The following is a 12,714-nucleotide window of genomic DNA, read 5'->3' as shown; positions in this document are numbered from 1 at the left end:
AATAAAGGATAAAACTTCTTTAGGTGAGTTTTTGAAAACGGAAAATATGAATTAAAGAAATTACCTAAGAATTTCAACCTTCATTGATAATTGCTCATTAAAATTTATATACAAAAATTGAATTATATATATATAGCTATTGGTATTGTTTCTATAAAATTATATTCTTCTATATCCCTTAGCTGATCTTTTTTAGTATTTTTCATAAATCCTTTATAGTCTGCATCATTTAACATATCCTCTAAACAATCAAAACTTCCACCAATTCTCAAAGCTCTTTCTTTTTCTGCTTTACTACTGCAAAAATTTATTACCTTTGCAAATACAAACAATTCACTGTTCATTAAATGCTCAATATTACCTCGTATATACTCTGTTTTCAATGGTAATATAAATTTTACATTAGTTCCAAGAAAATCTTCTGATAAATATTTAATACTTTTATTCTCTTTAATATAATTCATCTGATCCTTAATGGCTTTTAAAAATTTATCCTTTTGCGAATCATCCTGTCCCCTTATTATTTTTTCTGCCTCCATAATATTTATCATTTCTTCTATATTATGAACTGCAGATGTTTTATTAATTTTAGAATTAATCAATATATAATCATTATTTTCTACACTTTCTAAATCCTTTGCATTATTCACATGCTTAAGCATTCCATTATCTTCTAATGCATCTAAAACACTAATAAAGGTTTCTATTAGTATAGAGACTCTTTCATCTATTCTTTCTCTTGAATATTCATTTAGTACCTGTATAGATAAATCCCCTTCTACATACTTACCTTCCATAACATTACTTAAAGGCGTAGTTAATTTTACTATACACTGCTTTTTTCTAGTTATACTTTTTATGTTCACATATTTTTTTATAATTATAGTATATATATCATTTATGGCATTTTGGTTTAAATAAAAAGGTATTGCTATTTTATCGCTCAACCATACCTCTCCTTAGCATTACTCCCATATTATTCTATAAGTGTAAATATGCTTTTAGAACATGAACTTTTTATTTATTATTATAGCAATCTAATATTTCTCCATAATAAATAGTATGAACATCTCCTGGTGTATACCATTTACTATCTTCTTCCTTATACCATTTGCTTTTTATATCTTCATCTAATAAATTAATGTCCATTTTATGTTTATAAATTATTTTACATTCATATATCATTCCACAATTTTCTATAGAAGGAGATTTAACCTTATTACTCTCTTTCATAATTAAATTGCATTCTTTAAATTTATCATAATCTCTTCCTGATTTACTTCCACAGAATCCCATAGACTTTTTCATGCTGTCATCCATAGGTATAGATACAGTAAAATCTTCAGCATTCTCTAACAATTTATGAGTATGTCTTGACTCTCTCACAAGTACTATAAACACAGGTCTTCCCCATTCATAGCCTATGTTTCCCCATCCTATAGTCATAGTATTTGTATTTTCGTCCCTATCCCTAACTGTTAAAAATGCACCCTTATGTTGTAATTTTTTTAAGGCTTCCTCCAAATTTAAAGTATAATTACTCTCCATAATATCGCTCCCTTTATAATTTTTTATTATACACTTACCTATACTCCACTTGTTCAATCTTAAGTGAGGGTTTATTATTTATATTTTCTATATTATATTTTAACATATCTTGCATTCACTTCTCAAATATAGAAGATTTCTTTAAACATTTATTTTCTAATAGAATATTTCTATAAAAAAATTCTAAGCCTCGTCTTAAAATTATCATAAAGCTTAGAATTAATTATTAACTTTCGCATATAGCTTTCAATATCTCTTACTTATAAATTAATTACTCAACTTTCGCATATAAATTTTAAGTCCTACACTATACAAGGTAAGTAGTAGGTACTAGGTGCTAGGTACTAGTTACTAACTCAACTTTTGCATATAAATTTTAAGTCCTACACTATACAAGGTAAAAAGTAATAGGTAATAGTGAAAAAGTAAGAACTATTAATTATAAAAAACACCTAGAGTTTTATCCTTAACTCTTACTTCTTAGCTAATATCCATTACTTATCTGCAAATTTTATAACTGCGAAAGTTGAATTATTAACATAATTGTTGAAAAAAATATAGATTATTTAATAAGCATAACTATAAGTGGTATTGTAACTGTAGAAATTAACGTTGTAATAAATACACTCTGTGATGCATATTTAGGATTTTTTCCATAGCTTTCAGCAAATATAGAACATATAGCTGCTGCAGGCATAGCTTCAACTATTACAGCTATATTTATTAAAAATTTATCAATTCCACAAAAACTCATAAAATAATAAATAACTATTGGTATAACTAAAAGTCTTATTATAGATGCATAGTATATAGATATTTCTTTAAATATCTCAGAAAATTTCACCTCTGCTAACATACTGCCAATAACTAGCATAGATACTGGTGTTGTAATAGAACCTACTAAATTTAAGGTATTCATTAATGCATAAGGTAACTGTATAGAAAATAAAAATATTGCTATACCTATAAAAACCGCTATTATTCCAGGATTTGTAATTACTTTTTTTAAACTTCTAGACTCCTTATCTCTTGTGAAAAGCATAACTCCGAAAGTCCAGCTAAATACAGTAAAAGGTATATTAAATACCGATGCATATAAAACCCCAACATTTCCATATATGCTTTGAAGTACTGGATATCCCATAAAACCACAATTTGAAAATACTGTTACAAATCTCAATATATCTTTTTTATCCTGATCCTTTGGAAATTTAATATAAAAAAGTTTACTCAAAGGAATCAATAGGATATGTATAATTAATGAATATATAAAAATGCTTTTTATATTTTTCATCATCTCCGGAGAAAACTTGTAATTAAAAGAGGCAACTATCATGAAAGGGAGTGTTATTTTAAGTAACAAATCTGAAAGTCCCTTATTCATCTCTTTGTTTAATATGCCTATTTTCCTAGCAATATACCCTACTGCAATAATTAAAAATAAAATTAGTACTTGATTTATAACGCCTAAATTTCCCACTGCACACCATCCTTTTAAAATAAAATACACATTTAATTATATGATATTAATCTTGATTTGAACATATAAATATTAATATCACATATTCGTCACATGCAACTATATACTAATATTTTAAATTTGCAGATAGGTAATCGATAAGTAAAAAGTAAGAGTTGTGGTAAAAATTCAGCCTTGCTGAATTTTTTTTAAGAAACTCTTACTTTTTATCTATTAGTTCTTACCTTTTATCTATTAGTTCTTACTTTTTCACTCTTAAATCCTTTTTTATTATTCTATATAATATTTTTTAATATAAGGAGAAGTCATAGCTTGAAGTAAACAACCATAATCTACATTAAATTCTAATACATCTCCAACATTATAACTGTTCTTACTATCCGTTACATCTAAAATCAAGTGATCACTACTACCACCTAATACTGTAATATCTTTATCTATAGGGAAGGTACCCTCCACACTTATATCCTGTCTTCCCATAGCTACAATAGCTCTTTTTCTTATTCCTTTATCATCAAAATGAGGAACGTGTCCAAAAGCATCCATTCCTATATTACCTACAGGTATAGATGGTTTTTCTTTTATTTCCACTATTTCTCCTTTTAATATAAAGCAATCACTATAACATCCTTCTATGTGCTCTCCAAAAGCTGTTTCTCTTCCAAGAACAATAGCTTCACCTATTCTAAGTTGATTTATTCCTTCTGGCATTTTCTTATTTAGCGCCAAATAAATACTACTAGAATTTCCTCCTGATATAATAGGCAAATTTAAATTCAACTGTTCTTTTAGCATATCTTTTATTTTTACAAGCCTTCCTAAATTATTTTCATCAGGAATCACACCACCATAACAAGTTAAATTAGTCCCAATTCCACATAATTTTATATTTGGAAGAGTTATTATTTCCTTAACAGTGTTTAACACATCTTTTTCCAAAACACCTTCTCTTAAATCCCCCACATCCACCATTAAAATTACCGCATGTATTTTATTTATTTTTTTAGCCGCCCTAGATAACGCCTTTATGGTACGAAACTCAGAATTCAAACTTATATCAGAGTATTTAACCACCTTAGCACTATTTCTCTCCATAGGTATTCTCAAAAGCATCTTTCTACATTTTAAATCTTTCATCTTAATTAAATTTTCTAACCTTGAGTCTCCTACCAGTTCCACGCCACCTTTAATTTCACTTTCTACAATAGGCCTTTCTGCACAAAACACTTTAGTTACCCCAACTACATGTATACCTATTTCACTGCATATGTTTACTATTTTTTTGGCATTATGGGTTATTTTGTTTAAATTTATTTCTATACAAGGATAATTCTTTCCCATAAAACTCCCCTCTTTTATTGTAAGTTAATACTCTTTTTAACAAGTCTTAAAGCACACTCTTTATTTTCCCTAGCAAGCACTCCTGCACAAGCCATTATATACATATGATCAATTAATACTTTAGCTTCTTTTCTAGGATACATAGTTAAGTCTTCTTTACAATATCTTAAGCTTTTAAGTATATTTTCTCCTCCTGGAAGTCTTGTAAGCGCTCCGCCAGTTCCCACTATATACTTAATTTTAGATAAGTCTTTTCCAAAGGCTATAAATTTCTTTCCCGCTCCATAAACTCTTTTAATATATCCCACATGCCGTTGCAATCCCACATCAACGGCCTTTTGAGTCAATATAACACTACATCTTTTTTGCTCTTCTGTGCTAGGAATAGGTTCTATGTTATTTCTTATATATTCCGCATCTAATCCCTGCATTTCTATCTCCTGTAATATATCTATTATATTAGAACTATTTATATATACCCCCAAATCCCCTTCTACAGTTCTCTTCGCCTTAGGCTCTGGACTTAAAAGTATGTCCTGTATTTCTTTTGAGCCTTCTGTAACAGAATGTACATCAGTAGTAGCTCCTCCCACATCAATAACTAAAACATCCCCAATGGATTCATATAATAATTTAGCACTTTCCATTACAGCTCCTGGGGTAGGCATTATAGTTCCATCCACCATTTCTTTTATTCTGTCCATGCCAGGAGCCTTAACTATATTTTTTTCGAAAGCCTTTTGTATAACTTCTCTAGCTGGTTCTACATTTAATTCATCAATTCTAGGATATACATTATCTACAATATAAATTTCTTGTTCGCTAAATATGTCCTTTATATCTTCTCTATTAGCTATATTCCCACAGTAAATAACAGGTATACCTAGATTTTCTTTGCTTATGACTTCAGCATTATAAATAGCCGTATCCCGCTCCCCATAATCAGTTCCGCCAGCTATCATTATTAAATTTGGTCTTAATTCCTTAAGCTTTCTTATATCACTTCTATATAGTTTTCCTGCTGTAACAGTTTTAATTATACCCCCTGCCCCCAGTGCAGCCTCCTTAGCTGCTTTAACTGTCATATCTTCAACTAGTCCATGAACTGTTATCTTAAGTCCTCCTGCAGCACTACTAGTTGCCAGCATTTTATTCCAAGTAATTTTTTCACCTAAAAATTCCTCTATTTCTTTTATGGCATTTCTAAGACCTAATGTTACATCACCTTGGAGCACTGTTGTATTTGCTTTTCCTTGAGCTACAAGTATTTTTTCACTATTAAAATCCAAAGCACTGACTACAGTGGTAGTGCTCCCTATTTCTGCAATTAAATAATCAATTTTCATAAAGCTCATCCTACTCTTCTAATCTCTTTTGAAGTGTTTCTACTATAAAAGAAGCTACATCATTACCATGTGAACCTCTTCCAAATCCCACATCCATTCCATTAGCCTTAGCAATTTCATCAGTTACTTGAGTTCCACCAGAAACTAATATAATCTTGTCTCTAACACCTTTTTCTATACAAAGATTATTTAACTTTTGCATATTTTTTATATGCACATCATTATGAGTTATTATAGTACTAGCAAGTATGGCTTGTGCCTTAGTTTCTATAGCTGCATCTATAAGCTTTTCTACTGGACAAGAAGTTCCAAGATATACACAATCTATTCCGTATTTTTCTATTCCTCCATGCTTTATATCAATAATTTCTCTAAGTCCAACAGAATGTTCATCTTCTCCTACAGTAGCTGCCACTATTCTTACTGGATGGTTCTTAACAAATTCTCTCATAGTTTCATCACTTAAAATTTTCTTCTTTTCCGGAACTTTTAATTCACTTTTGTTAATTGAAAAACCAACTTTTCCTTTAACCTCTACATAAGTTCCTTCACTATCCTGTAAAACTTGTTTGTGTATTACCTCTGGATCTAATAAATTCATATTCTTAGCTATTTCCAAAGCTGCTGCTTCACTGGTTCTCTCATCTTCAGGTATAAACATATTAATAGTTACAATTCCATCTTTCTTCCATTCAACTTCTGGCTTAATAGCTCCATCATCTTTAACTTTTTCCATTCTTTTATATACATTATCATTTGGATCTAACTCATCTATATACTGTATTTTCTCATGTTTACATAATGTACAACCTTCTATAGCTTCGCAAGGTTTATCTATACTATATTCCTCTGGTATATGATTATATCCAAAATGTGCACAAACTGGAGCAAAATAATCCTTATCTCTAGGGACAACAGTATCTGTTGCTACTCCCTTATCTATTTTTCTTGCTATACCATCGCCATTTCTTTCAGGATACATTCCTGAATCCACAAAGAAACCTTCTTCTACTGCCTTGAAATATCCTCCTACCTGAATTATTTCTTCTAAAAACAAAACAGCTCTTTCTGTAATTTCTCTAACCTTATTTGGTAGATATCCCTCATCTTTAAGCTCCACCATTTCTTTTAATCCATCCATGCCTAATAAAGCTTGTTTTGCTGTATTAATTGCATGTATGCTATTGTAATGCCATGGAACATTTCTTCCTTCATCTGGAGTTATAGTACTTTGTATATCCGCTGAAGTTAGCTTAGAAATAAGTATATTTAATACATGAGTCACTGTGGCTTCTCTAGTACAAGACTCCATATACTTAGTATTCATTTGAGCCCTCATCTTATAATCTTTAAATATTTTTCTAAGAGCCACAGCATAAGGTAGATCTAATTTTAAGCAAGGAGCTGGTGGTGCTGTTGGAGGCACTGTAGAAAGTGATATATTTTCTTTTTTCATACCAACCATTTCTGAATACTTAGCATTTATAGCATGTTGAACCATTAACTCTGGCAATACATTATAGCCTTTCATGGCTGTAGCATTAGCATTATGTGCTCCATCTATTTGAAGCATATCTGCAAAAGCCATTATTCTTTTAGCTACTGCAGCATCTACAAAAGATCTAATCATATTAATGTTTCTATATAAAACATTATACTGTGGATCTTGATGAGCCCCATTTACTCCTTCTTCTGCAAACATTACTGCAATATCAGGACCTGCTACTCCTGAAACATAGGAGTGAAAATTTATCTCCCTTCCCACTTCTTCTTCTATCAGGTCTAAAGCTTTTCTAGTAGCTCTTACCTCTTTTCTGGTAATAGGAACTCCTCCTATTCCCTCTGGAGTGCCCTCAATAAGTCCATCGTAGTGACTCTGTCCTGCGGTTCTTATAACCATTATATGGTCTGCACCATGCCATGCTGCCATTCTCATTCTTCTTATATCATCTTCAAATCTACCTGATGCAATTTCTGAAGTGATAACTTGAATAGGTTGAGGATCAATATTATTAAACCCTCTAGCTGCTGGAAGAGCTTTACTCTTCTTAAGTGGTTTTGATATTTCGCTATATTTAAATTCTCCTACTAACTCATTATATGGTTCTCTCCAATGCCATCCCCTTCTCTTTGGCTTGTATTCATCTAAGTCTTTTAATATTTCTTCCACATTTATTTTTTCATTTTCTATAAGTTTTTCTTTTTCATTACTCATTTAATGCACCACCTATCAAAGCACTTACTTTATCCCATCCTTTACCTTCTGCCAGCTCTCTTCCTGCTTCCATATAATTTATATTCTTTATATCTGCATATTTTAAAACTACGTGCCCCATACCTTTACCTAAAAGTTTCCATTTACTTCCCTGTTTAACTATTTCAGAAGCTTCAATACTCGTAAACCCCATTCTTAAAAGTACTGAACGCTCTATAGATGGAGATGTATGATTATATGCCAAATCCACCATAGGTTTTACTATTTCTTCTGTTAAACTCCAAAATCTATTGTAAAGTTCCTCATTGGTTAAATCTTTAATATGCTCTCTTCTCTTTTCAAAATCATCTTCTCTTTTCACAAATAGCCCCCCTTGTAGTTTGTTAGATTATTTATCTAAACTTTGTATTATGTCCAAAACCTCTCTTTTATTAAGCTTTGTTTCTTCACATAAAAACTCTATATCCTCTTCATTTAAAACAGTCGCTTTAGAACTTTTCAAATTGTTTCTAATTAAAGATTTTTTATAATCATTTAATTGTTTTTCCTTTATAAATATTTTTGATGGATGATCTGGTATTATAATATTTTTTCCAAGCACCTCTTCTCGTGGATCACCTAATTTTACTTCTACTCCATTTTTCTTTGCAAAAGTAAGCTGAGGTAATATATGTTTTCCTGCCCCTGTGTATTCGGTTTCTTGTACAATCAAAATTTCATCATTTCTCATCTCTTGAGCTATAACAAAAGCTGCTGCTAAAGATGTGTTGCCTGCAGGCCCTCTCTCAATACCCTCTATTTGAGAAAGTAGTTCCGTCATATAAAATACCTGTCCTTGATTTACCGTTACATATCTATCCATATATCTTAGTGGCCTTGCAGCACTTCTTGGCACATCTGATCTATCAGGCCAAGTCATAAAAGGAATACCAAAACCAGTGTGTCCAGTGGTGAAGGATTTTCTGTTAAAATCTTTATCTGATGCCATGTGAAGACCTGTTAAATCTACAGAAGCTCCTATTACCTTTGTATTTATAGCACCTGCTTTTTTAAGTCCCCTTGCAGTACCAGTTAAATTTCCTCCTCCAGCATGTGTTACAACTACTCCTTCTGGTTCTTTTCCAAACCTCTCCATACACTGGTTATATATTTCATATCCAAGACTTTCAACCCCTGCTATACCACTAGGTGAATACAATGAAGCATTATAATATCCAGTGCTCTCCAAAACCTTTAAAAATGTATAAAAAAGTTCTGGTCCTACTGTTAATTGAATTACCTCTGCCCCAAGACATTCACATTTTCTACCCTTTTCAATAATCTCTGGTTGTCCTATTTTTTTAGAATCATAACATTCCTGAACAATTATGCATTTCAATCCTCTCATAGCTGCCTGAGAAGCCACTGCAGCACCATAATTTCCTGATGTTGCAGAAACCACTCCCTTATAACCTTTTCGTTTTGCATCATATACAGATAAAGCAGCTCTTCTATCTTTAAAACTTCCAGAAGGATTAGCACTTTCATCTTTTAAAAATATTCTAGCAGCCTCACCAGTTTTAGATACTTTTCTTGCTAAAGCCGTTAAATTTCTTAACTCTAATAGAGGTGTATTCCCTACTCCTGTCTCCTTCTGTATTCTTATTACATCCTGAAGTTCATATCCTGTATCCTTCATCATATCTTCATAATCAAATGCAATATTTGATTTTTCATATTTAGAATAATTTATTTTCACAGATTTAAGCATTATTTCATTTTTTCTTTCCATAAGCTCATGATATTTACTCAAAATTTCACCTTCTTACTCTAAACTATTTAGTATTTTTTTTGCTTGAATTCCTATGTGAGAAACTTCTTTCACATAATCACCAAAATCATGGACATATCTTGGTTCACACTCTGTAACTATTCCTTTTTCGCATCTTCCAGTTAGTGTTTCTATTTCCACTTCTTCTCCTATATTACAATCTTTTTTGCAAAAGCCCTTAACCCACATTTTTAAAGGAGTGTTTTTGGTATCCTCCGGTATATTATCCGCTCTTTCATTAGGTTCTAAAACTGTTCTGGTTATTTCTACCCAAGTTCCCTTTTCTATCATAGTTTCTATTCACCTCTATAATATTTTATTTGCTCTACAAAACTATTTTCTATAGCATGTGGTAATGGCAAATCTATCATAGTCTTAAGACCTGGTTTACTCGAAATAACTAATGGTATAGTATTAACTGCCATAGCCATAGTTCCTATTCCACCAGGAGTTTCTGGTTTTATACAAAGATCTAAATCTGCATCTCCCTTAATATGAATGTAATCACCTGTATCCACTCCTTCACTTTGAGGATTTATTTGTTGTGGATGTTCAAGGGTTATTACAGTTTTTCCATTCTTTTTGCCATAAGCAACATGACAACATCCTGCAACCATTCCTGGCTCTACTTTTATGCAGTGAGTTTCCCTATAAGTATTAGATATAATAGGTTCTCTAGTTTCTACTATTTCATCTATCTCTAAACCTAATGCCTTAGCTATCATAGGTATAGATTGTTTAAATCCTATATGTCCAACTATACTTCCATTTTTAATTCCCTCTTCAAACTCCTGTAGAGTAGTACCTACGCCTTGTGTTTTCATAACTGTAAGTCCAAATGGAGATAAATCATTTACTCTAGAAGCACTTATAGAGTGTACTTTTCTACAAGCTGCAGATAATGTAATTATCATAGTATCAAGTACAAAACCAGGATTTACCCCTGTACCTAGTATAGTTACTCCATTTTCTTTTGCTAATCTATCCATTTCCTCAGCTAGCTCTTTATGCTCTTCATAAGGATAGGCCATTTCTTCCGCAATAGTTATACAATTCTTTTTACTTTCAACTATTTGTTTTATGCAAGGAAATACGTTTTTCACAAAAGAATCTATAGCAAGAATTACTACATCCGCCTCAATGTGTTTTATTTTAGAAAAATCATCACTTACATTTACATTTAATTTTTTACCTATGTCCAAAACTTCTCCTAAATCCCTTCCAATTTTAAATGGCGCCATATCCACTGCTGCCACAATTTCCACATCTTTTTTTTCTAAAAGCATTTTTGCCATTCCACTGCCCATAGCTCCAAGTCCCCAAGAAATCACTTTAACTTTACTCATGTGTTACTCCCCCTTAATTTTTATTCTATAAAATTATTCATTTTTCACAACATTTATTCATTAATATTATAAGCAAATTCCATGCCATAAATTTATAATATATAGCTGTATATTTTAAATTACCCTAAAGTAATTTTCCGTTTTTAAAGAGTTTTTCAGCTTTTTTTAATGTTTATATCTTATTTTCCTCCTTAATATTTAATTCAGTTTTTAAAATTCATCTATTCATCACCCTATAAATTATATAACCGCAAAAAATATTGCATCATAATATTATTGCATTTATCTGAATTAATTGAAAATACATATTTTTCAAGCATACTGCAAATTATTTTGCAGTATGCTGCCGAATTTATGGCACTTTTTTTGAAATTCATATTAAAAATTCAATACATTATATAGAAAAACAATTTAAATAGAAACTTAAAGTCTAACATTTAAAACAAAAGAGCTATTAGATAAAAAATAAAAGTGAATTAAAATTTAGCCAAATGTATTTCTACTAAATTTTAATCCACCTAATTCATAACTTTATTTTATATAATATTGTATTTTTTAATTTTATACTGTAGATTCTGCCTAGAAATCCCCAATTTATCTGCAGTCTTAGTTATATTACCCTGGTGATTTTCTAGCTCCTGCTTAATTATTTTTCTTTCAATTTCCTCTATATAATCATTCAAATTTAAATTTGAATTACTATATGCACTTAACATATTGTCCTTTTCTTGCTTAATTATTTTATTCTCAAAAAATTCTTTATGAAGCAATTCTTCCTCATCACTCATATTCATAGCAGATTCTATAATATTTTTTAGTTCTCTCACATTTCCTGGCCAATTATAATTTATGAATTTTTCCATCACCAATTCATCTACACCTTGAACCTCTTTTCCTAGTAATTTACTATAATAATGAACAAAATAATTTGTAAGAATTATTATATCTTCTTTTCTATTTCTTAAAGGAGGTATATCTATTCTTATAACACTTAATCTATAATAAAAATCTTCTCGTAGTTTCCCCTGTTTAATCAATTCCTTAGGTTCCTTATTTAATGTTGCTATTACTCTAACATCTACTTCAAAAACCTTACTACTACCTATAGGTCTTATATATCCATCTTGAAGCACCCTAAGAAGCTTAGATTGAAGATATGTGTCCATAGAGTTAACTTCATCTAAAAGTATTGTGCCTCTATGAGCTAATTGAAATAATCCTTTCTTATTTTCTGCTCCTGTAAAACTTCCCTTAGTGGTACCAAAAAGCATTCCTTCCAAAAGAGTACTGGGAATTGCTGCACAATTTATGGGTATAAAGGGCTGGTTACTTCTTATACCGTTATAATGTATACTTTGAGCAAAGACCGTTGTATAAAACTTATAAAAAGTTATAAATATATAAATTTTACTTGTGTTATTCGTTACCAAATAACATTTCCTATTCATAGAGTTCTATTTTGAATAATTAATTATTCTACTCTAGTTTGTGTAACTCTCCAAGGACTTGAATTCCCCCACAACGCAGGGTACATATTAGCATTATCTTTTAGGTGATATTATGCTAATTTATAGTTACCAAGATTAATTGAAGCGTTTTTATCTCTGTCTATTTTCAGTCCACATTTA

11 protein-coding genes are annotated in these 12,714 nt (G+C 30.7%); all 11 read right to left on the bottom strand.

Features of this window, described 5'->3' with window-relative positions; translation table 11 throughout:
* Positions 1–122: 122 nt before the first annotated feature.
* The 11 genes from FGK85_RS01745 to FGK85_RS01695 all read right to left on the bottom strand — a co-directional run bounded on the left by FGK85_RS01745 (position 123) and on the right by FGK85_RS01695 (position 12,534).
* The gene (locus FGK85_RS01745; RefSeq protein WP_138203180.1) at positions 123–947 is read right to left on the bottom strand and encodes a hypothetical protein; all 825 of its coding nucleotides are present in this window, start codon (positions 945–947) and stop codon (positions 123–125) included.
* Between the two features lie 70 nt (positions 948–1,017).
* Positions 1,018–1,548 (bottom strand): flavin reductase family protein, encoded by a 531-nt coding sequence (locus tag FGK85_RS01740; protein WP_138203178.1) that lies wholly within the window; start codon positions 1,546–1,548, stop codon positions 1,018–1,020.
* Positions 1,549–2,110: 562 nt separating this feature from the next.
* Positions 2,111–3,028, bottom strand: coding sequence for an AEC family transporter (locus tag FGK85_RS01735; RefSeq protein WP_171011300.1), 918 nt, complete (start codon positions 3,026–3,028; stop codon positions 2,111–2,113).
* A 270-nt stretch (positions 3,029–3,298) separates the two neighbouring features.
* Positions 3,299–4,369 (bottom strand): ornithine racemase Orr, encoded by a 1,071-nt coding sequence (orr, locus tag FGK85_RS01730; protein ID WP_138203174.1) that lies wholly within the window; start codon positions 4,367–4,369, stop codon positions 3,299–3,301.
* Between the two features lie 14 nt (positions 4,370–4,383).
* The gene (locus FGK85_RS01725) at positions 4,384–5,715 is read right to left on the bottom strand and encodes a GlmL-related ornithine degradation protein (protein WP_138203172.1); all 1,332 of its coding nucleotides are present in this window, start codon (positions 5,713–5,715) and stop codon (positions 4,384–4,386) included.
* Positions 5,716–5,725: 10 nt separating this feature from the next.
* Positions 5,726–7,930: a D-ornithine 4,5-aminomutase subunit OraE gene (gene oraE, locus FGK85_RS01720; RefSeq protein ID WP_138203170.1), complete on the bottom strand. Its 2,205-nt coding sequence runs from the start codon at positions 7,928–7,930 to the stop codon at positions 5,726–5,728.
* Positions 7,923–8,291 carry an ornithine aminomutase subunit alpha gene (locus FGK85_RS01715; protein ID WP_138203168.1) on the bottom strand — a complete coding sequence of 123 codons (369 nt, stop codon included), beginning with the start codon at positions 8,289–8,291 and terminating at the stop codon, positions 7,923–7,925. Before FGK85_RS01715 ends, oraE begins: the two co-directional genes overlap by 8 nt.
* 27 nt (positions 8,292–8,318) lie before the next feature.
* A complete protein-coding gene (ortB, locus tag FGK85_RS01710) occupies positions 8,319–9,722 on the bottom strand; it encodes a 2-amino-4-oxopentanoate thiolase subunit OrtB (protein WP_138203166.1) in 1,404 nt (467 codons plus the stop codon).
* A gap of 12 nt (positions 9,723–9,734) precedes the next feature.
* On the bottom strand, positions 9,735–10,031 hold the full coding sequence (gene ortA, locus FGK85_RS01705; protein WP_138203164.1) for a 2-amino-4-oxopentanoate thiolase subunit OrtA: 297 nt from the start codon (positions 10,029–10,031) through the stop codon (positions 9,735–9,737).
* Between the two features lie 5 nt (positions 10,032–10,036).
* Entirely contained in the window at positions 10,037–11,086 is a 1,050-nt protein-coding gene (gene ord, locus FGK85_RS01700; RefSeq protein WP_138203162.1) for a 2,4-diaminopentanoate dehydrogenase, read from the bottom strand.
* Positions 11,087–11,622: 536 nt separating this feature from the next.
* Positions 11,623–12,534, bottom strand: a complete 912-nt coding sequence (locus FGK85_RS01695) for a sigma-54 interaction domain-containing protein (RefSeq protein WP_138203160.1) — start codon at positions 12,532–12,534, stop codon at positions 11,623–11,625.
* Positions 12,535–12,714 lie beyond the last annotated feature (180 nt).

The organism is Haloimpatiens lingqiaonensis (assembly GCF_901447495.1).
Lineage (GTDB): Bacteria > Bacillota > Clostridia > Clostridiales > Clostridiaceae > Haloimpatiens > Haloimpatiens lingqiaonensis.
Note: the sequence above shows the minus strand (reverse complement) of the source record. Positions and strands in the feature narration are given on the sequence as shown.